Raw genomic sequence first — 21,909 nt, forward strand, 5'->3', positions numbered from 1 at the left:
CATAAATGAATATCAGTAGCCAAGAAAACAGCCAATCTACCTTGTCTCATTTAGACAGTGACGGTGATATCACTATGGTTGATGTCAGTGGCAAGACCGCCACGACACGTGAGGCTCATGCTGTTGGACAAGTGCGTTTCCCAAGCGAGATTTATACCCAAATTAAAGCCGCTGATGGCATGACCAAAAAGGGTAGTATCACGCAGACGGCACATATCGCAGGTATCATGGCGGCCAAGCGTACGCATGACCTCATTCCACTGTGTCATCCATTACCGTTAGATAAGATCGGCTTGAGCTTTGAGTATGATGATGCCAGCCACAGTATTAGTGTGAGCGCGACTGTCAAAGTTACCCACAAAACAGGGGTTGAGATGGAAGCGCTAACAGCAGTCAGTGTAGCTTGTTTGACCATTTATGACATGACCAAAGCCCTGTCACATGATATTGTTATTGATGGTGTTCATTTGGTCAAAAAGACAGGTGGTAAATCCGATTATCAGCACAAATAGCATCATCAGATTTTGTTTGAACACTTAGCCACATAATAAATATGAAGCTCGATAGCTTGCAATAAATGGAAGGTTTTATGAGTACTACTGATGTTATGGATAATGTTGACGTAGAAAAAAACACTGAATCCTTGATGACTATTAACATTCTGTACTTCGCCAGTCTAGCTGATGAAGCGGGCTGTCATGAGGAAAAAGTGAGCATTGACTCATCAATGTCGCTTATTGATTTATATACACAGTTGAGTCAAACACATCGCTTCAGTCGTCCACAATCAGAGCTGCGAGTGGCGGTGAATGATTATTTCGCTAAGTGGACAGACCCTATTTATGATGGTGATAGTGTGGTGTTTATCACGCCAGTCGCTGGTGGTTAAATAAATAGGTGTATAGACGTTCATAACTATTCAACAGACCGTAGAATAAACAGAGAAAATACATGACAGATAATGTTCATAGCCATTCGATGACGATCAAGCGTAGTGTGGATGAAGTATATGCAGTCGCTGAGCGTGATGGTTTTGCTTTATTAGATGTAGCGATTGATGAGGACAGACTCAAAAAAACGCTCGATAACGATAGCTGCGGCGCGTTTGTATGCTTCGAAGGAAGAGTGCGCAATCATAATAATGCCACTAGCGTTGATCGTTTGACCTATTATGGCTATGAGGATTTGGCGATCAATCAGGGACGCGCGATCATAGAAGAAGCCAAGAAGCGTTTTGAGATTACACATGCTATTGCGATACATCGTATTGGCGCACTAGAAGTGGGTGATGTGGCCATATGGGTAGGCGTCGTTTCTGCCCATCGTTACCCCGCTTTTGATGCCTGTCGCTGGATACTAGACACGGTAAAGGCAGATATTCCTGTATGGAAACAAGAGTATTACGAGGATGACTCATCTAAATGGCTAAGCAATAATGGGTAAGTTAGCGTTATCAGCATCTACTGGGTTGCTAGTATTATTGAACGCTTGTACGCAAGAGAGTAGTAATGATATAGAGTCTAATGCCAACTCATCTGAGGCTGCCCAGACGCTACGTATCGCTGCTGCTGCCAATTTATCTGATGTACTACCGAGTATTATTGATGCATATCAAGCAGATAAAAATTTAGCTGAATCTGACATTGAAGTCACGTATAGCTCATCAGGTAAGCTATATGCGCAAATAATTGCTGGCGCGCCTTATGATATATTTTTATCAGCCAATCAAGAATTTCCTGCTAAGCTTGCGGATGAGAAAGAGGGTAGTCATTCAAACGAGATAACACATCCTCCGTTTACTTATGCACAAGGTCAATTGGCGCTATATAGCGTGACCAAATCATTGAATGAACTCAATATAGACTCACTGGCTGATGTCTTTATGAATGATGCAACCGCTAAAATAACCATCGCCAATCCTGAGCTTGCCCCTTATGGCGCGTCAGCTAAAGCGTTCTTAGAATCAGAAAACCTCTATGAGCCTTTAAGTAAGCAAAAACGAATCATACAAGCAGAGAATATCAGCCAAGCCTTTCAGTATGCACATACCGCTAGTGTTGATTATGGCTTTGTGGCGCAGTCTCAGCTCATCGCGATTAAAGCCAAGCCTGAGCAGTTTATGACGCTAAACCCAGACACCTATCCTGCTATATTGCAAGATGGCATCGTAATCAGTGACTCAGATATGGCAGTAGATTTCACTGACTATTTACGCTCACCAGCAGGGCAACAGCATTTCTTACAAGCAGGCTATCTGTCCATTGAGTAATTCGCTAGATTGCCTCTTATACCCATAGAACGAGCCGTGACATTATATGATAGACCCATCGCTCATGTCAGATATGCTCAGCCCACTTTGGGTCAGTATTAAGCTTGCTAGTGTCACTACCTTATGCTTATTATTATTTGCTACGCCTGTAGCCTATTGGCTTGCAAAACCTAGTAATAACAAATATATAGCACGACTTAAAGTCTTGCTTATAGGCATTATTGCTATGCCACTCGTTTTGCCGCCTACTGTTATAGGGTTTTACCTTTTATTATTGTTTAGTCCTAGTATGAGTATTGGGCGGTGGCTTAGTGAGCATAATATCAGCCCATTGATATTTACCTTCGAAGGATTGGTAATTGGTTCTATTATTTACTCATTACCTTTTTATATCCAACCTGTTTATGCACAGTTTTTACGTATTCCGAAAAGCGTAACGGAAGTCGCAAGCTTATTAGAGCCGAGCCGTCTCAGGCGTTTTATAACCGTCGCGTTACCACAAGCGCGCATTGGTATCGTGCTAGGTAGCTTGATCAGCTTTGCCCATACTATTGGTGAGTTCGGTGTCGTGCTGATGATAGGTGGTAGCATCTCTGGTGAGACTAAGGTGATATCGATTGCGATATATGAGCAAGTCGAAGCCCTTAATTATGAAGCAGCACACATGATGTCAGGCTTGCTTATTATTATCGGCGTATTCATGGTGGTCTTGATTGCTAGTCTGAGTCGAATAGATAGGCGTCTCTAGCGTTATAACGCTTATCTACCAATCCTAGATAAAAGCTCGGAATAAATATGCGAACACAAAAAAACCAAACAATCTAATGCTTGAGGTGAAACTTGCTTAAACTTAACAGTTTAAATTCGTTTTAAATATGGCGCAGCAAACGGGACTCGAACCCGTGACCCCTAGCGTGACCTTACAAGCTCTCTCACTTGTTAAGCGCATTAATTATAATAAGGACTATTAATCATAATCATTTAAAAACCGTGACTATCTAAAGTCTGGCATATAATGATTAAAACCAGTACCTTTAGTATATGAAGAAGACAGGATATGTTATTAGAAGGAATTGAAACGTTATTAGTTCTAGCTGAAGCAAAGACGATGAGTAAAACGGGTAGCTTACTATTTATAAGCCAGTCTGCTGTCAGTAAACGCATCCATAATCTAGAAAAAAAGATAGGCAAAAAACTCATTGAGCCTCAAGGTCGTTACGTGCGTTTGACTGACGATGCTATCGCTTTAATAAATAGTGTTGGACCGACTTTCAATGAGCTACGTGGTCAAGTCTATGACCAAAGTACCATGGATAGTAATGATTTACCTCTCAAAGTTGATTGTTCGGAAACGCTAATCTCAGGGTACTTCAGCAATCTACTTGCCTCAGCTATTCAGCTTGATAGAAATATTGTACTGTCCACTAACCATACCCCCAGAATTATAGAGAATGTCAAATCAGGAAAAGTGACCATGGGGTTGAGTGCAGGCTATTTACCGGCAAGCATTGGACTACTTATGTTCCATTTATTTGATGAACATTTTTATATAGTAAGTAATAAGCCGCTACAAACTTTGCCTACACAGTTAATTACCACGGATTTAAGTAATTCTGCTAACTCCTATCAATTAGGCATATTGGATAGACTCAATATTAAGCCTGTAATGCAGCTTGACTCTTATCACGCAGCTACACACCTCGCGTTGAGTGGGGCAGCTGCTGCACTCATTCCATTATCAATTATTAATGGACTGTGTATAGAAAAATCTAACATATATTACTTTTCAGAACTAGACGATCTTGTTCGACCTGTGAATATTTGTGTTAGACAAAAGAGCTATGGTATGAGTCGTGTCAAGAACTTGGTTCAGAAGCTTTGCGAGTACTCCTACGACTCAAACTTCCCAACTAAATAAATATTAAAAGTAACGCTGTTGCAATACGAATGCTGAATTTTCTAGAGCGTCTGCTTAATGCGAAGTGAAGGCATTGTCTGTTACTAAACCTTACTTACTTTAAGGCAGTAAAGATTAATTGCAAATAGCGATACAATCGATCTCTATACTGAAATCAAAGTGTAGATCTCGTGTTGGTACAATGGTTCTAACGGGCTTATGGGTAACAAAATACTCACCACAGATGTCATTGACTTGATTCCATAATTCCACACTTGAGATATAGATAACCAGTTTAATAACCTGATTGAGATCAGTACCAGCTTGATTCAAGATTAGTTTTATGTTATCGAATATGCATCTCGCTTGAGTGTTTATATCGCCAGTAACCTTTTTGCTGGAGTCAGGGTCAATAGGTAATTGACCGGACACATAAAGCAATCCAGCATGTTTAATCGCTTGGCTGTAATGACCTGCAGGCTTTAGCGCGTTGTCAGTTTGGATATATTCCATTTGAGTCACCTTGTCTTTATTAAGCATTAATCAGTAAATCTTGTAGTTTGTTTGTCGATTTAAGACCATTACCCGTGATCACACCCACAGTGACTTGTCCTTCCATAATTTGGTCTGTATCAATCAATGTTTTGATGCCGGCAAAAGCGGTCGCTGATGTGGGTTCAATAAAAAATCCTTGCTTTCCCATCATGTGCAAAGCTTCTTTGATCTCTGATTCGTTCACACTTATAAAACGACCATCCGACTGACGGACAAATTCAATGATTTCTTTGAGCCGAGAGGAACGCTGAATCTTAATACCTTCAGCAAGTGTATCAGTTGAGCTAACTCTAATGTCTTCATTATTGAACGCTTGTACAAAGGGCTGGATACCATCAGTTTGAATACCAAATAAGCGTGGTAGTTTGTCTATAGCGCCACCCCTTAAGAGTTCCATAAAGCCCAAATAGGCGCCTGCTAATAAACTGCCATTGCCTGCTGGTGTGACAAAATTATCGGGAGCTTTGTAACCACATTGCTCCCATATCTCGTAGGCAATGGATTTGATGCCTTCAATAAACAATGGATGCCAGTTATGTCCAACATAATAGCTATCGTGTGTTGCCTTGCTGTTCATGGCTACATTTGCGACATCTTCTCGGGAACCTTCAATCTCAAAGCAGCGTGCGCCATATACTCTAGTCTGAACGGTTTTGCCAAGCGAAGTCCCTACTGGTACAAAGATGTTGCAGTCAAAATTCCCTTTGGCAGCATATCCTGCATAAGCTGACCCGCCATTACCGCTTGAATCTTCAGAAATGCTTCGTATGCCTTGTGAATTTAGATAGTTCACGACCATAGCGGCACCGCGATCTTTAAAAGAGCCGGTTGGCATTAATGAATCCATTTTTGCTAAAATATTGACATGACCAATTTTTGCAGAGGCTAGTGGCGTAATGGTTTCATTAAATGTGATCTCGATAGATTCTTTGTCTAAGGCATAGGCGTTGGCGTACCGCCACATGGTAAAGTCATCAGTGATAAGATCTGACTTTGAAAAATTTTTCTCGGGTTTAACCCATAACGCGGAGCCACAATCGCAGCAAACAAGAAGAGGTTCTGGCGCGTACTCTTTCTCACAATTCATGCATATGTATTTCATATTAATCCTTAGTATGTTTGTTTTACATAGGATATTAGTAATACGGGCAATCAATAAGAGAAAGATTCAAATACGTTGTATGCCTGTTTAGAATTGATTACCATAAAGTTTAAGGTAGTTGGCTTGAGTAACAAAGGGGCCATTAGGATAGTATGATTTGATTCAAATTATGAAAGCGGAAAAGAGTGGAGTATTTCTTCAGAGTTGATACAAAAGAAATATCTAAGCTCTATAAATAAAAATTTTCAAGAAAATTTTAGACACAAAAAAACCTCAAACAATCTAATGTTTGAGGCGAAACTTGCTTAAACTCGAAAGTCTAAATTCGTTTTAAATATGGCGCAGCGGACGGGACTCGAACCCGCGACCCCCGGCGTGACAGGCCGGTATTCTAACCAACTGAACTACCGCTGCTTAGGTCTCTTTAGTATTTTACCTTTATGAAAGGTCCACTTCGCTAAAGTAGTGGTGGGTGATGACGGATTCGAACCGCCGACATTCTGCGTGTAAGGCAGACGCTCTACCAACTGAGCTAATCACCCGCGAATAATTGCTATGCAATTTATTCAACATCAACTGAGCTCTTAAGTTTGTCACTAAGCTCTGCTGCTGTGGATGTGTATTATATAGATTTATAGTTGCCTGTCAAATAGTTTTTTAAAATTTACGTAAATAATTTAAAATAATTTCTGTATAGCGTCATCGATAGGCGCGCAAGCCACGTGTTTACTGAGGTGGCCATAAAATCACTTATTATGGCTAGCTATTGTTTGATGGCTAAAAACTACTATACTATTGATAATATTTTACGACTCATGCTTTATTTATTTTAATCGTTGGAGGCTGGCATAGATAATTCCATTGTTGAACAAACTGCTACGACCTGGTCTTGGGGTGATTTTGCAGGATTGGGTTTGGTATTGCACATTGTTCTCATGATAGTCATGACGCTACGTGTTGTAACGGTACAGCGCAATATAGGCGTGTCGATTGCTTGGGTCGCTGTGCTTTATACAGTGCCTGTTTTTGGATTTATCGCTTATATACTGCTAGGTGAGCCAATGATTGGGCGACGCTATCGCGAGCGGGTAGACCAAGCGGGCGTATTGATGAATGATATGGCACAGCGTGAGCATTTGGTTTTTGATCAAGGTAAAGACTTATTGCCAGCCAACTATCGCGGTGTCAGTCAAATAGGCACGCGTTGGACAGGGCTTGGGGTATTTCCTAATCATAAAATGCAGTTATTGACTGATCCCAATACTATTTTTCAGAGCCTGATCGAAGATATCAATGCTGCACAGAGCATTATCCTGATGGAGTTTTACATTGTTTATCCTAAGGGGCAGGTGATAGAGGTAATAGAAGCGTTGTCAGTGGCAGCGCAGCGCGGGGTAGAGTGTCATATATTGGCGGATAGCGTGGGCAGTTTCAGCTTCTTTAATAGTGATGCGCACCAGACATTAGAAAAAGCAGGCGTTTTTGTCCATCAGTCGCTGCCAGTGGGTCTGTTTAAGACATTGTTTAAGCGTTCTGACTTGCGTAATCATCGTAAGCTCGTTGCTATTGATGAATATATTGGCTATATCGGTAGCTTTAACTTGGTCGATCCGAGGTTTTTTAAACAAAATAAAAATGTTGGCCAGTGGATTGATGTGGCAATACGCACGACTAGTCAACACTCTATTAGTATTACGACAGCCATGGCAATCGTGGTGGCTACGGATATTGGTGCTGAAAATAATGACAATCTACACGCACTTAATAAGCGAGTAAATGGCTATACACGTAAGCTATATGTGATGAACCCAACTATTAATGATCTAAACAGTCGGGTAAAAGTGCTAGGGAGTAGTATCGACTATCATAAACAGCCAGATATGGGCTCGACATCGATTGTGATACCGAAGATGCCTATCGTAGAGGATGTGATTGCTCAGCTAATACCTTCGGCACCGCAAGTGACGGAACACGTGATTTATAACACGTTGGTCACGGTGATTCATCGTGCCAATAAACGTATTCGTATTACCACCCCGTACTTTGTACCTGATGAAGCACTGTCGGGTGCATTGACGACAGCCGCTAAGCGTGGGGTGGATGTCACACTTATTGTGCCTGAGAAAGTCGACTCATTTCTTGTGCAGCACGCATCTCAAGCCTATTATCAAGAGTTGCTGGAAGCAGGTGTGACCATTGCTTTGTTTAAAGGCGGGCTGTTGCATACCAAAACGGTGGTGATCGATGATGATTACTGTCTGTTTGGCACTGTGAATATCGATATGCGCAGCTTTTATTTAAACATGGAAGTCAGTTTGGCTATTTATACGCCAGAAATGGTCGCCCAAGTGGCAGATTGCCAAGCGGCTTACTTAGAAAGCTGCCGGTTTTTAAGTTTAGAAGATTGGCAGCAGCGTCGTGGATCAGAGCGGTTGTTTGACAACGTCGTCCGTTTATTTAGTCCTTTATTGTAGCGTTTTCAATTTTAGGGTAAGGTAAACCGCTGATCTGGTTTTGGTGCCATGATGGTTTTATGTTTTCTATTATTAATTTATCCATATAAAGGACGCGCTTGTCTATGTATGCATCGTCTGCATCACCCTTAACGCCTTTTGACTATATTGCAGCAGGCTATTGGCAAGACTTTCTAGCTGGACGCGCTATTGCTGGCGGCATTGCTTACGAAACGGAGCTTCGTGATTGCGTGCTAGATGAGTCGCTGGCAAGCCTACAACGCATAGATACGTTATTGTCGAAGATACGCCGTGAAATGATTAAAGTCGGTCAATGGGATGAAGCATTATTGTTGGTCGATGAGCGCTATCGTAACTTCATGATGTTTGTGGCGTTTTATGCTGGGCGAGTCTTGGCGCAGCAATGGCAAAGCACATCGCATTGGTACGGACAATTTGAGCTACATAAACGTTATCCGGAATTGTCACTTATAACAGATGATTTTTATCAGCACATGGCGGTCATTTATCGTGATAACGCTGGTGTTAATGCTGATACATCATTGTTTTTTGCCTTAGAGCCGATTGGATTACGTTTATTTGGTCATATTGATAGACAGTTTGAGGCCGTACAAGGAGGTCAAGTCGCTAGCGGTCTATATCAAGCAGTTAATGCAAGATTGCCAAAACTAAATGATGATCAAGTGGTTAAATCCGGCACACCGGCACCAGTTACTCAAATTACTGAAAGCAGATCAAAGCATGCAGATACAGATATAAATGCAGGCTCTAACATAGAGAACGTCAAAGCAGTTGATATGCATATACCATTAGAAAAACAATGGGTAAATGATACGCCAAATGCTATAGCACAACCTAAAGTACTCGCTCAGCCAAATAGTCAAAGTCAGCTTGTCTTATCTAAAGAAGAGCCGCTAATAGAACAGGTTAAACCAGTAGAAAATACTGTCTCAGAACACGCTATCTCTAGCCAATTGTCAAAACAGCCACTGACATCTTCAAAAGATTTGTCGATGCCAGAAATGTTTACGCAACTGCGCATAGAGTTAGAGAGCATTGAGGTGGTTCAGACATCTGGTCAGACTGAATATCAGCAAGCCAGTAATGTGTTAGAGCAGTTTGAGCAACACCTTGCCAAACAAAACAAACCTCGCGCGCAGATCGTATTTTCAGAGAATCATTTGGCTGCCAAAAAACAAGCGTTGTTAAAGCTACAAGAGGTGGCAAGAGCTGGAAATACTGCCGCGATGTTACGATTGGCGATGTATGAGTTGCTCGATGAAGGTATAGCGGCTGATAAAAGTGCTGCTACAGAATCGGGTAATGCTTGGGTCAAGCAAGCAGCTAGCAAAAATGACAGTCGTGCTCAGCGCCTATTAAGTAAGATGTTTTACCAAGGGCTAGGTGTGGCGCAAGATATTGATAATGGAAAATATTGGCTAGAGCAAGCAGCAGAAAATGGCCATATGGAAGCCGCAAAAATCGTGGAACAATGGCAGCAAGCACAAACACTGATAACGACACAGAAGCAAGAACAGCATAGTATCAAGCGTTATCAGTTATTATTTGCAGCCGTTATAGTGGTTGCGTTACTGATATTAATCATTGTTTAAAGGCTTTTTACTGAGTTAGGTATTTAATTCCTGACTTATGTATGCGATAAAAGTTTATTGTTACGCGCCAAATTCAGGTAGAATTGGCGCAATTTTTACCGCTACTTTCTACTATTCGATCCATTACTAATCTGGGCTACTTCATGCCATCGTCTCATACCTCATCCGATTGTCCTTCATCCGCGATTGATTCTGAATCGTTGACTAGCCAAACTGTCTATCAGCCGCCATCTTATTACCAGTTTGCCATCAGTTTACTTAAGCCCGCATATCGACTGCAAGTATGGCGACGCTCACATAAGCGTGACAACTATCAGCAAGAAGTTGAGCAGCGTTTTGGTAAAAACTATCCATCAGTTCCAATAGTAAATGCAGAGGATGCTAGCTTCGCACCAGTAGATATACCTAGCACTGATAAAGGTGTCATTTGGTGCCATGCAGTCTCATTGGGTGAGACCAATACGGTCGCACCGTTACTCGATATGCTATTGGCTAGTGGGTATCAGATATGGTTAACCAACACCACTCAAACTGGCTTTGCTCGTGGTGCGAGTCGTTTCGCCGATGAGATTGCTCAAGGTCGAGTGAGCCACAGTTACGTACCTGTCGATAGTCCTGCTGTGATCGAACGATTTTTAGCTCATGTAAAGCCTGATATCGCATTGTTTGTAGAAACAGAACTGTGGGCTAATATCTTAACCAAGCTGTCTGAACATCGTATTCCTAGCATCTTAGTCAATGGTCGGCTGTCTGCGTCATCTTTTACGCGTTATCAAAAGATTGGTGCTGTCAGCCGTAGCATGATGAAAAACCTTGCGTTAATTATTGCGCAAGACAATGAATCAGCCAAACGCTTTCGGCAGTTAGGCGCTGATAGTGCGCAAATTCGTGTGGCAGGCTCGTTGAAGTGGGTGATTAATACGCCAAAAAACAATACTGCTCATAGCACCGCTCATAGCAATATGGCTGTTACTGATGCGAGAACAGTCGGTATAGAGGATGAATATCAGCATATACAACACCAAAAAATTGAGCTGGCAACAGAGTTTGGTGTCGTAGGTCGACCGATTTGGGTGGCAGCAAGCACGCATAGCGGCGAAGAAGAAATCGCATTATCACTGCACAAACAGCTACTATCCAATCCCGCACTTGCTGATGCGCTACTCATTATCGTACCTAGACATCCTGAGCGTTTTGACGAAGTTGCAGCACTCATTCAAAGTACAGAATTAACGATGGCACGGCGTAGTGCAGAGGAATCTATTAGCGCAGATACGCATGTTTATCTGGCTGATAGTATGGGTGAGCTAATGACGTGGTATCAGTTGGCAGATGTGGCATTAGTTGGTGGTTCTTTGGTTGATGTGGGCGGGCACAACCCTGTGGAGCCAGCCAGTATCGCAACGCCTGTACTGATGGGAGGCTATACTCAGTCTTGCCAAACGGTGGTTGATCGATTGTCAGAAGTTGGCGCATTATATCAACCAAACAATACGTTTTATAGTTCTGTTGCTTTAGATACGGCGAGTACAGAGACTTTATCTAAGGCAGGTAAAAATGACGATGCGGCGCTTATTTATCAGCAGTTATTATCTTGGTTGAGTCATCTGGATGTTGCAAAGCAGGCGGGACAAGCAGGCGCGCAATTGACTGTGCAGAAGCAAGCCGTATTGGTGCGTCAATTCACCATGATTGAAGACGTGATTGAGCAATACTCAAATCAAGAGCTGCTATGAACTGTATATTATTGCCCGCTACGAACTTCTCGAACGACTCAGCAGTAATCAATGAGCCATCGCAAATCAGCCATGCCAATAACGTGCTAGGCGCGAAAGTTGGTGACACGCTAAAAATTGGCCAGTTAGAAGGTCATTTAGGTACTGCTGTCATAAAAAGTATCAACGCCGACAGTATTCAGTTGTGTGATATTCAGCTTAGTATTGTACCGCCGCCTAAGTTAAATCTTACGGTCGTATTAGCATTGCCACGCCCTAAAGTATTACGACGCTTGATAATGGATATGACCGCATTGGGCGCACGTGATATTGTCCTTATCAATAGCTATCGCACCCAAAAAAGCTATTGGCAAAGTCCAATGCTTGAGCGGCTCGATGAGTTTGTATTAGAAGGACTGCAACAAGGTGTTGATACGATTGCACCTCGTATCAGGTTAGAAAAGCGCTTTAAGCCATTTGTCGAGGATGAGCTGGCAAGTCTAATAACCAATCGTGCTATCGTCGCGCATCCGTATAGTGATCTGTCATTTGCACAGTACTTACTACAGCAATCACCACAGCAAACACTAAGGCTTCCAAGCTTGGTCTGTATCGGTGCTGAAGGTGGCTGGATAGATTATGAGATAGAGCTACTTGCCGCACAAAATTGCACAGCCGTAAATATAGGATCTCGCATCTTACGTACCGAAGCCGCCGTGAATGCTATCTTAGGACAGTGGCTGCTACAGTAAAGTATGGTCAGAGAGTTGCTAATAGTTAGAAAACGACTAAACGGCTACGGCGTTACCTTACTTAGATGTACAAGTCACCTTGCTTAGATGTAGCACTTGTACAATATTCAATCAGCTGCCTTGTACCCATTTAGACTTCCTTAACTATATCAAAAATACCTGAAAATACGCAAAATCTCTGTGAGTCATTTGGCCGTCAAAGTTGATAAACAGGTATCTCAATAATAATTGCTGATTCATAAAGTTAGCATGATTCTGAATCAAATAAATGGATTGATAATTACTCTCATTTCGATTAGTATATCGTGTTCATCTGTCGCAGTATTGCCCCTTTTGATAGTCAGGGTTTTATTGCCATTCTGTACCATTGCTGTCTTATCTTTTTTAGCATTATTATGGGGAAAACCATGTCATTAAGTGCCATTAGCGCTAACCTAACTTCTACCAAGCTTATCTTGCCTGTTGCCGTATTTGGCATGATGTTGGGATTGGCAGGCTGTAGTAATTCATCTACGACAGAAGAAACTGGAGAGGCGGGTACTGAAGAACAAGCTGCTAACGATGGTGCTACAGGTGCAGATGAGCAAACGATTACTATTTATTCTTCACGTAATGAGCAGTTAATTAAGCCATTGCTAGATCGTTATACCGAACAAACAGGTGTGAAGGTTGAGTTGGTGACGGACAGTACAGGCCCGCTGATGGCACGTTTGAAAGCGGAAGGTCAGAACACGCCAGCCGATATGCTGTTGACAGTGGATGCTGGTAACTTATGGCAAGCGGCAGAGCAGGGCCTGTTACAGCCAGTATCGTCTACTGTATTAGAAGCCAACGTTCCTGCAAAATATCGCGATCCAAAAGGTCAATGGACGGGTCTGTCATTACGCGCTCGTACTATCTTTTATGACCCAAGCAAAGTCAGCGCCGACCAGCTATCTACTTATGCAGATTTAGCCGATCCAAAATGGAAAGGCAAATTATGCCTACGTACATCTAAGAAGGTATACAACCAATCGCTTGTGGCTAGTATGATGGAGCATTTGGGCGAAGAAAAAACAGAAGAAATCGTTCGTGGTTGGGTTGATAACTTAGCTACTGACGTATTCAGTGATGACGTTGCTATGCTAGAAGCCATCGCCGCTGGTCAGTGTGAAGTGGGTGTTGCCAATAGTTACTATTACGGTCGTCTGCTAGATGAAAAACCAGATTTCCCAGTAAGTATATTTTGGGCAAACCAAGACACGACTGGTACGCATGTGAACATCTCGGGCGCCGGTGTGGTAGCTGGATCAGATAATCCAGACGGTACGCTTAAACTAATAGAGTGGTTGTCATCAGATGAAGCGCAAGGCCTGTATGCCAGCTCAGATAAAGAGTTCCCAGTCAAAGAAGGTATTGATGAATCAGATCTACTCAGATCATGGGGCCCATTCAACAAAGATGATATTAATGTGCAGAAGTTTGGCGAATTGCAAACCCAAGCTATTCAGTTGATGGACAAAGCAGGTTATAAATAGGCGTCACTACCAATAATACCAATTTTAAAAACGAGAATAAGCTAGCTGGCTAAGTTTGATACGGCTCATAGCATTTTTGAGGTTGGTATGATGTAAGGTCTTTATGCGTATGACACGGTAATAATTTATGAGCACAATGCCAGACGCGTCTGTACGTCAGAATGATACAGTCAATGACACGGTAATTAATAATGCTATTATTGATAAGCATCAGATTGTTAGTCAAGACCATACCCTCCGTAAACGCATTATCTCAAAATCAGTCTTAGGACTGATTTCGTTGTTTATGCTCGTGCCAATTGTAATCGTACTGCTATCGTGGACCCAGCCTGTCGCTGATATCTGGACGCACATGGCAGAGTATGTACTGCCGCAAGTCCTGAAAAATACCGCGATTTTGTTGTTAATGGTAGTGGTGATTTCTGGAACGGTTGGCACCGCCCTCGCTTGGGTGACGAGCATGTACCGCTTCCCCGGGCAGCGTTTTTTTTCGTGGGCATTGATGTTGCCACTCGCGATACCTGCTTATGTATTGGCGTTTGTTACTCTCGGCATTGTAGATTTTAGTGGGCCATTACAGACAGGTCTACGCGATATGGGTATCGGCACTGCAATCCCTTCGGTACGTAATGTCTGGGGTGCAGGTTTGGTATTATCCCTAGCGTTTTACCCCTACGTTTATCTATTGGCACGCCAAGCGTTCTTATCGCAAGGCAGGCGGGCGATAGAGGCAGGGCAGATGCTGGGTCTGAGCCGTGGCCGCGTATTTTTTCGTTTGGCATTACCGCAAGCACTTCCGTGGATTATTGGTGGTCTATTATTGGCCAGCATGGAGACACTTGCAGACTTTGGCGCAGTGTCAGTCTTCAATGTCGATACGTTTACCACGGCTATTTACAAAGCATGGTTTGGCTTCTTCAGTCTAACGACTGCGGCACAACTGGCAGCGCTATTAATCGGCATGATATTTATCGTCGTATTGTTTGAGCAGTATTGGCAGGCAAAGCGTGGTCAGTCTATCACTCAAGGCAGTAGCCAGCGTTTTGAAGTCAGTAAATCAGCTAAATGGGCCATGACATTACTGTGTACGTTCGTGTTTTCAGTGGCTTTTTTCATACCGTTTCTTCAGCTTATCTATTGGACCGCATTAAACTTTAGACAAGATTTCGATGCGCGTTATATTGGTTTTGTGACCAATAGCCTTATGATTGCAAGTATGACCACGATTTTTATTGGCTTTTTGGCCATTATTATTGCGTGGATAAAACGACAGTATCCTGACAAGTCAACCAAGCTAATGACCACTTTGGCCAATTTGGGTTATGTAGTACCCGGTACAGTATTGGCTGTCGGAATCTTCATTCCAATCGCATGGTTAGACAATCAAATGATTGCCTTTGGTATTACGTCACAGCAAGTGCTATCAGGTAGTGTTATTGTTATGCTATTGGCATTATCAACGCGCTTTATGACGGTGAGTTTCCAACCCGTCGACCGTCAATTGCAACGGCTAACCGTCAATCAAGAGGCGGCTGCTAAATTACTGAGTGATAGCCCGTATCAACGATGGCGACATGTGATGTTACCAGTGCTCAGTCCTGGTGTACTGACTGCGTTATTGATGGGCTTTGTCGAAGTGATGAAAGAGATGCCGATTACGCTAATGACCAGACGTCAAGGCTGGGACACGTTGGCAGTACGGGTGTTTGAGATGACCAGTGAAGGCATGTGGGGACGAGCCGCGTTACCAAGCTTATTGATTGTGCTGGTTGGTCTGTTGCCTGTTTGGATATTATTGCGTCAAAGCGACAAGCAAAGCTAAACGTGGTGTTAAAATTCCTCTCAAATATTATAGTCTTTCGTCGTAATTTCTCTATCGTTCTACTGCTTTATCTATGGATTTTATTTACTAATCGCTAACTGGTACCGTCTATGCACACTGATTCAATCAAAGGCTCATCAGGCTCTCAATCAATGGATACTGAAGCAGATACTAGTATCAATTCTTATTTTAGTGTGCAAGATTTAATCGTGGGTTATGACGATACGATCATCGTTAATGGACTGTCGCTAGTGCTACAGCAAGGCGAGATTGGCTGCTTTCTGGGTTACAGCGGTTGCGGCAAGACCACCGCATTACGCGCCATTGCAGGGCTAGAGCAAAGTCGTGGCGGCAATATTCATTTGAGTAATCAATGCTTAACAAATATCACCGATCGCAAGTCATATACAGTAGCCCCAGCCAAGCGTGGCATGGGGATGGTGTTTCAGGACTATGCATTATTCGGTCATCTCAGCGTGGCAAAGAACATCGCTTTTGGTCTTAACAAATGGTCTGCCGCTGACAAAAAAGCACGAGTCGCTGAAATGCTGAGCCTTGTTGAGTTGACCGAGCACGCGGACAAACGTCCGAATGAGCTTTCAGGTGGGCAGCAGCAGCGAGTAGCCTTAGCTCGTGCATTAGCGCCGAAGCCTAAACTATTGCTACTTGATGAACCGTTTTCGAATTTGGATGTGGTGCTACGCGAGTCATTGGCAATGAATGTCCGTGATATCCTAAAACGTACCAATACTACGGCTATTTTGGTAACGCATGATCAAAACGAAGCATTTGCATTAGCGGATAAAGTTGGGGTCATGCAAGCAGGTAAGTTGGTGCAGTGGGCGACGCCGAGCGAGCTTTATCATGAGCCAATTAGTCCTTTCGTTGCCGAGTTCGTCGGCGAGGGTGCGATGATAGATGGCATTATCAAAGAAGGTCATGTTGAGACAGCACTGGGTAATATTTATCGCCGTATGGAAGTTCATGATGAGTCGGGTCAATCGCAGTACTGCGAGTATGATTATCCAAATGGTACATTGATTAAAGTATTGGTACGCCCTGACGATATTATTCATGACGATGATAGTAAGCAGACAGCATTGGTTATCGGGCGTGTGTTTCGCGGTGCGAACTACTTGTATCGCTTACAGCTCGACGATGGGCAGACCGTACTGTCTCTAGTTGCCAGCCATCACAACCATGGCATAGGCACACGCATCGGTATTTTACCCATGCTTGAGCATGTGGTCGTATTTGATGAAAAGAACATCAATGCGACCACGTGGTCAGAGTACGATAGGTCAGAAGAGGCGCAGTAGCAGTTAATAGACATTGCTCAAAAGACCTGCTTTTAAATACTTATCTCTCAAAGAAACAAGTATGAAAGCTCGGATAGATTAATGATTACGTATTAATTTAACGAGTGGCTAGTATGTGTAAATAGCGTCCCAGCCACTTGTAGGGTTCTAGTTGTGAGTAACGCAGTTCCATCCGAATGACTGCTTCTGGATCATTATGTCCGCCACGTTTGAGCGGTGCATAGTCATGAAATACACGCAGACCACTGGTGCGCACCGTTTTATAATGATGCGTTGCCAGCCAAGACTCTACTTCTTCTTTAGCGACAGGGTAATTGGGCGTTAGGCTTTTTTTGTTGTCAGCTTTGTATTCGGGATTATCAAGTAAATTAAAATTCCCCATTATCAGGTTGCGATAATCGAAGCTCGCTGGGTTATAAAAGCACAGTGACAGCGCACCATTATCTGTTAGATGCTGATCAAAAAAGCTCATGACGGCAGCGGGCTCTGCCAACCATTCAAGTAGGGCATGACAGAGTATCAAATCAAATTTATCTTTCTCATCGCCATTTACATTATCTGTTAGCTTTCCTGCAAGATCTTGATACGGGCAAACATGCCATGTGATATCTAACACTTGATTACTCTTTCCCGCGCTTGCTTTTGCTTTTTCTAGCATATTCTCAGAGATATCATTGATAATCAGTGTATGACCTTGTGCAGCAAGTTCTATCGAAATCTGAGCCAATCCTGCACCCACATCTAAGATACGTAGCGGTCGATTCAGATCTTTGCTCATTTGTGTACAATACTCAAAGATGTCACGGCGCAGTACTGCCAGTCTGATGTCACCTTTTAAACCGCCGTACACTTTCTTTTCAAAATGATCTGCAATAGCATCAAAGCTACGATCTGCTCGATCAACTTCTGCTTGTTCAACTTCTGTTCGATCGACCTCTATTGATATGGAACGGTTTGATTCAGGTTGGCTGTCTTGAGGTTTAGTTGGCATAAGGTATTTAGATCAATAAGTAAGAGGTTTAGAGTATAGTCAGCGAACTACCAAACCGCTACGGTGTTACCCTCCCTAGAAGTACTATATGTACAATCTGCGGTCGGCTGCCTTGTAGCTGTTTTAGATTTCTTTGACTATAAGAAAAGTGTTCAGTACAACTTAGGGCGTGTCCTCAATTCAATCGATAGTTATCTAAATGGGTTAAAAATGGCTAAATCTTGCCAAACAGCGTCAAATAGCTGACTAATATCTCGATATTATCTGCGCTATTTTCCTTGTTTGACTGCTATTTATCTCATTTTTATCACCATTTTTAAAATGAGCACACGCCCTAGCGTTTCAAACGTCTATTAATGACCCATTTGAAGATGATTTTCGATAAAATAATAATGACAAATACGACGATAACAAACACCCACATACCATTGCCTTGTAGGTTTTCTTGATAGGCTTTTGCCAAGTATGCTGATAAGGCCATAGCGACTAAAAGTGTGCCCCAACGGACATAAGGTACAGCACGATTGTTATGGTTAGGAAATTTAGAAACATAATCGCTCGAAAAGCTATACAGCACCATTGCTAAAATCCAAACAATCGCAAGAATGATATCCATAATAAGAGTAGCCTGTTAAGTCGTTATTTAAGTGTTGTAAAAGATAAGTTAGTGTAGCGTTTAAATTTTTTTTGTCTAGGGCATGTTTTCAATTTACTGGATAGCCTTTACATGGGCTAGAAATGGCAAAATCAGCCAATCAAAACGTGCCTGTTAGTAATATATTTTCAGAGGGTGTTGATTGCTTCAAATATTGCAGTTAATAGGCTGTTTTGCTTGATTTTAATAGTGCTCGGAACCCCCTAAATCGGCAAATTTGTGCTAAAATAGCTTCTTTATTTTACTATCAAAAATATCATCATTTTCCCAGTATTTTTCACGCTTTATAGTGTTGCTGTTCCCGTTGTATTTATTGGTTTTTATCAAAATCTATGGGCGCTAATAATCTATCTATAAAGCCTGCAAAATTAATAGCGTGGATATGAGTGAAGGAGTGTATATGAGCGAGTCGGTCAGTCCTATTGGCATCGTAGATGAACTGAAGCAGTCCTATCTGGATTATGCGATGAGCGTGATTGTCTCGCGTGCGCTACCTGATGTACGTGATGGGTTCAAACCTGTCCATCGCCGCGTGATGTATGCCATGCATGTGCTATCTAATGACTACAATAAGCCATACAAGAAGTCAGCACGTGTGGTCGGTGATGTCATCGGTAAATATCATCCGCATGGTGATAGCGCTGTATATGATGCGATTGTCCGTATGGCGCAGGATTTCAGCTTGCGTTATCCGATGGTTGATGGTCAAGGTAACTTTGGCTCGATCGATGATGATCCTCCGGCAGCCATGCGTTATACCGAAGTACGTATGACCAAACTGACCCACCAGATGCTTGCTGATTTGGACAAAGACACGGTCGATTGGGAAGACAACTACGATGGCTCTGAGCGCATGCCAAGCGTCATGCCAGCGCGCATTCCTAACCTGTTGGTCAATGGTGCAACCGGTATTGCTGTCGGTATGGCGACCAACATGGCGCCGCATAACTTGACTGAAGTGATCAATGCTTGTTTGGCATATGCCGAAAACCCACAAGTTTCAGCTGAAGAGCTGATGTCACATATCTCAGGTCCTGACTTTCCTACAGGCGGTATTATCTATGGCCGTGCCGGTATCTTAGATGCTTATCGTACGGGTAAAGGCCGCTTGCATATTCGTGGTCGTTATCATATCGAGCCGATGAGCAATGCTGGTGTCAATCGTGATCGCGAGCGTATCGTATTCACAGAAGTACCTTATCAAGCCAATAAAGCCAAACTGATTGAGCGTATCGCAGAACTCGTACGTGATAAAAAAATCGAAGGCATTAGCGAAATTCGTGATGAGTCTGACAAAGACGGTATGCGTATCGCTATTGACTTGCGCCGCGGTGAGACTGCTGAAGTTATTGTTAATAACCTGTTTCTACAAACGCCACTCGAGTCTAGCTTTAGTATCAATATGGTCGCGCTAGATAACGGTCAGCCAAAGATATTGACCTTGCGTCAGTTGATTGCTGCATTTGTCCGTCATCGTCAAGAAGTGGTGACACGTCGTACTATTTACGAATTGAACAAAGCGCGCGTCCGTGGTCATTTGCTTGAAGGCTTAACCGTTGCACTGGCCAATATTGATGAGATTATTGCGACAATTAAAGCATCTGCAAACCGTGGTTTAGCACGTGAAAGCCTGCTAAATAATACGTGGGGCTCAGGTAGCGTCGTTGCGATGCTTACCGCTGCTGGCAGCCAATCTGTACGTCCTGAGTTTATCGAAGGCGAAGATCCTAAAGCACCGTTTGGTTTAATAGAGAATGACGCGAGTTATCGCTTGTCTCTTGAACAGGTCAATGCCATTTTAGATATGCAGTTGCATCGTCTGACTGGTCTTGAGCAAGACAAATTAACTGAAGAATACCAAGACTTATTACGTGAAATCGCACATTTAGAGTCTGTTCTTGGCGACTTTGATAAGTTAATGACCATTATCTCGAATGAGATGATTGAGATTCGTGATAACTTTGGTGACGAGCGCCGTACGGACATTATTGACTCACGTACTGACTTTAGCCGTGAAGACCTTATTCCAGAGCAAACCGTTGTGATGACAGTGTCGCGTACTGGCTATGCTAAGACTCAGCCAATTGATGATTATGTCGCGCAAAAACGTGGCGGTAAAGGTAAGTCTGCAACGGCGATGAAAGAAGATGATGTGATTGATCATTTAGTCGTGACATCCACGCATTCTACCGTATTGTGCTTCACGGATAGTGGGCGTGTGTTTAGCTTACGTGGTTTTGAAGTGCCTATCGCCAGCCGCGGTGCACGTGGTCGTCCATTGGTCAATCTAATTGGCTTAAATGGTGATGAAACCGTTACGACGATATTACCGATTCCAAAAATCGTAGAGGACACATCGGTTACAGGTGAGATATCAGACGCAGATATCTTAATAGATAGCGATGATGACTCATTAGAGGGCAGCAACCAAGCAGAGGCGCCTTTTGTCTTCTTTGCAACGGCTAATGGTACCGTGAAACGCGTAGAGCTCAAGCAGTTTGCAAATATTCGCTCGAACGGTCTCATTGCAGTTGGTCTAGAAGACGGCGATAAATTGGTCAGCGCTCGTATCACTGATGGTAGCCAAGAAGTGATGTTGTTTGCCTCAAGTGGTAAAGCCATTCGTTTTGATGAGAATGACGCTCGTGCGATGGGCCGTACTGCGAAAGGTGTCCGCGGTATGCGTCTGGCTACTGACGAATTTATCAAATCATTAGTCGTTATCGAAGATGATGTACGTGAAATTCTGATTGCTTGTGAAAATGGCTTTGGTAAACGTACATTCATTGATGAGTTCAATACGCAAAATCGTGGTGGTGGCGGTGTGATCGCTATCAAGACCAGTGAGCGTAATGGTGCGCTGGTTCGTGCCACTAAGGTTGATCCTGAAGATGACATCATCTTAATCTCTGACAAAGGCACGTTAGTTCGTACGCCAGTTGAGCATGTGGCCAGTTCTGGTCGTAATACTCAAGGTGTCACGCTGATTCGTCTGTCAAAAGATGAAAAGCTGGTCGCTATGGCACGTGTCGAGCACCAAGAAGGCGATGATGAGCTTATCGATGCCATGAAAGAAGATGGTACGTTCGATGTAGAAGGTCAAGAGCAGATAGATATTGATGCGGCGACTGGTGACGCAGTGTCAACCGACGTTAGTGATGTTATTGATATTGCAAACAGTGATGAATTAGACGGCGAGTAAGTGCCTCAGTAGTTAGCTTTTTGATC

Annotated in this window: 18 protein-coding genes and 2 tRNA genes; 14 read left to right on the top strand and 6 right to left on the bottom strand. The window is 43.0% G+C overall.

Annotation, left to right across the window (positions count from 1 at the left end; all coding sequences use genetic code 11):
• The first annotated feature begins 5 nt into the window (after window positions 1–5).
• The 6 genes from moaC (at window position 6) to AAEY75_RS03160 (ending at window position 4,187) form a co-directional block, all read left to right on the top strand.
• Window positions 6–512: a cyclic pyranopterin monophosphate synthase MoaC gene (gene moaC, locus AAEY75_RS03135; protein ID WP_352258350.1), complete on the top strand. Its 507-nt coding sequence runs from the start codon at window positions 6–8 to the stop codon at window positions 510–512.
• Window positions 513–589: 77 nt separating this feature from the next.
• Window positions 590–889 carry a MoaD/ThiS family protein gene (locus AAEY75_RS03140; RefSeq protein ID WP_245905628.1) on the top strand — a complete coding sequence of 100 codons (300 nt, stop codon included), beginning with the start codon at window positions 590–592 and terminating at the stop codon, window positions 887–889.
• Window positions 890–951: 62 nt separating this feature from the next.
• Window positions 952–1,443, top strand: coding sequence for a molybdenum cofactor biosynthesis protein MoaE (locus AAEY75_RS03145; RefSeq protein WP_352258352.1), 492 nt, complete (start codon window positions 952–954; stop codon window positions 1,441–1,443).
• Window positions 1,436–2,269, top strand: a complete 834-nt coding sequence (gene modA / locus AAEY75_RS03150) for a molybdate ABC transporter substrate-binding protein (protein ID WP_352258354.1) — start codon at window positions 1,436–1,438, stop codon at window positions 2,267–2,269. The genes AAEY75_RS03145 and modA overlap by 8 nt, the downstream gene beginning before the upstream one ends.
• Before the next feature lie 73 nt (window positions 2,270–2,342).
• Window positions 2,343–3,017, top strand: coding sequence for a molybdate ABC transporter permease subunit (gene modB / locus AAEY75_RS03155; protein WP_352258617.1), 675 nt, complete (start codon window positions 2,343–2,345; stop codon window positions 3,015–3,017).
• Window positions 3,018–3,326: 309 nt separating this feature from the next.
• Complete coding sequence (locus AAEY75_RS03160) at window positions 3,327–4,187, top strand: LysR family transcriptional regulator (protein ID WP_352258356.1); 861 nt, start codon at window positions 3,327–3,329, stop codon at window positions 4,185–4,187.
• A gap of 114 nt (window positions 4,188–4,301) precedes the next feature.
• On the opposite strand, the gene AAEY75_RS03165 is transcribed toward AAEY75_RS03160, so the two are convergent.
• The 4 genes from AAEY75_RS03165 to AAEY75_RS03180 form a co-directional block, all read right to left on the bottom strand.
• Complete coding sequence (locus tag AAEY75_RS03165) at window positions 4,302–4,679, bottom strand: RidA family protein (protein WP_352258358.1); 378 nt, start codon at window positions 4,677–4,679, stop codon at window positions 4,302–4,304.
• A 19-nt stretch (window positions 4,680–4,698) separates the two neighbouring features.
• Window positions 4,699–5,823, bottom strand: coding sequence for a threonine synthase (locus AAEY75_RS03170; RefSeq protein ID WP_352258360.1), 1,125 nt, complete (start codon window positions 5,821–5,823; stop codon window positions 4,699–4,701).
• A gap of 337 nt (window positions 5,824–6,160) precedes the next feature.
• A tRNA-Asp gene (locus tag AAEY75_RS03175) sits at window positions 6,161–6,237 on the bottom strand.
• Window positions 6,238–6,289: 52 nt separating this feature from the next.
• Window positions 6,290–6,365, bottom strand: a tRNA-Val gene (locus tag AAEY75_RS03180).
• A gap of 294 nt (window positions 6,366–6,659) precedes the next feature.
• On the opposite strand from AAEY75_RS03180, the gene AAEY75_RS03185 reads away from it, so the two are divergent.
• The 7 genes from AAEY75_RS03185 (at window position 6,660) to AAEY75_RS03215 (ending at window position 17,035) form a co-directional block, all read left to right on the top strand.
• Window positions 6,660–8,297, top strand: coding sequence for a cardiolipin synthase (locus AAEY75_RS03185; protein ID WP_352258362.1), 1,638 nt, complete (start codon window positions 6,660–6,662; stop codon window positions 8,295–8,297).
• Between the two features lie 104 nt (window positions 8,298–8,401).
• Window positions 8,402–9,910, top strand: coding sequence for a tetratricopeptide repeat protein (locus AAEY75_RS03190; protein ID WP_352258364.1), 1,509 nt, complete (start codon window positions 8,402–8,404; stop codon window positions 9,908–9,910).
• A 143-nt stretch (window positions 9,911–10,053) separates the two neighbouring features.
• Window positions 10,054–11,646, top strand: a complete 1,593-nt coding sequence (locus AAEY75_RS03195) for a 3-deoxy-D-manno-octulosonic acid transferase (RefSeq protein WP_352258366.1) — start codon at window positions 10,054–10,056, stop codon at window positions 11,644–11,646.
• Window positions 11,643–12,377, top strand: coding sequence for a 16S rRNA (uracil(1498)-N(3))-methyltransferase (locus AAEY75_RS03200; protein ID WP_352258368.1), 735 nt, complete (start codon window positions 11,643–11,645; stop codon window positions 12,375–12,377). Before AAEY75_RS03195 ends, AAEY75_RS03200 begins: the two co-directional genes overlap by 4 nt.
• 407 nt (window positions 12,378–12,784) lie before the next feature.
• Window positions 12,785–13,894, top strand: a complete 1,110-nt coding sequence (locus tag AAEY75_RS03205; RefSeq protein WP_197100725.1) for an extracellular solute-binding protein — start codon at window positions 12,785–12,787, stop codon at window positions 13,892–13,894.
• Between the two features lie 127 nt (window positions 13,895–14,021).
• Window positions 14,022–15,716 carry an ABC transporter permease gene (locus AAEY75_RS03210; RefSeq protein WP_352258370.1) on the top strand — a complete coding sequence of 565 codons (1,695 nt, stop codon included), beginning with the start codon at window positions 14,022–14,024 and terminating at the stop codon, window positions 15,714–15,716.
• A gap of 110 nt (window positions 15,717–15,826) precedes the next feature.
• Entirely contained in the window at window positions 15,827–17,035 is a 1,209-nt protein-coding gene (locus AAEY75_RS03215; protein ID WP_502944361.1) for an ABC transporter ATP-binding protein, read from the top strand.
• A 97-nt stretch (window positions 17,036–17,132) separates the two neighbouring features.
• Here the strand turns inward: AAEY75_RS03215 and AAEY75_RS03220 are convergent, their stop codons facing one another.
• A complete protein-coding gene (locus tag AAEY75_RS03220) occupies window positions 17,133–18,026 on the bottom strand; it encodes a methyltransferase (protein ID WP_352258372.1) in 894 nt (297 codons plus the stop codon).
• 334 nt (window positions 18,027–18,360) lie between these two features.
• Window positions 18,361–18,642, bottom strand: a complete 282-nt coding sequence (locus tag AAEY75_RS03225) for a hypothetical protein (protein WP_197132758.1) — start codon at window positions 18,640–18,642, stop codon at window positions 18,361–18,363.
• A 439-nt stretch (window positions 18,643–19,081) separates the two neighbouring features.
• On the opposite strand from AAEY75_RS03225, the gene gyrA reads away from it, so the two are divergent.
• The gene (gene gyrA, locus AAEY75_RS03230) at window positions 19,082–21,883 is read left to right on the top strand and encodes a DNA gyrase subunit A (protein ID WP_197218388.1); all 2,802 of its coding nucleotides are present in this window, start codon (window positions 19,082–19,084) and stop codon (window positions 21,881–21,883) included.
• The last annotated feature ends 26 nt before the right edge of the window (window positions 21,884–21,909 follow it).

The organism is Psychrobacter sp. TB55-MNA-CIBAN-0194, from assembly GCF_040309505.1.
GTDB classification, from domain to species: Bacteria; Pseudomonadota; Gammaproteobacteria; order Pseudomonadales; family Moraxellaceae; genus Psychrobacter; species Psychrobacter fozii.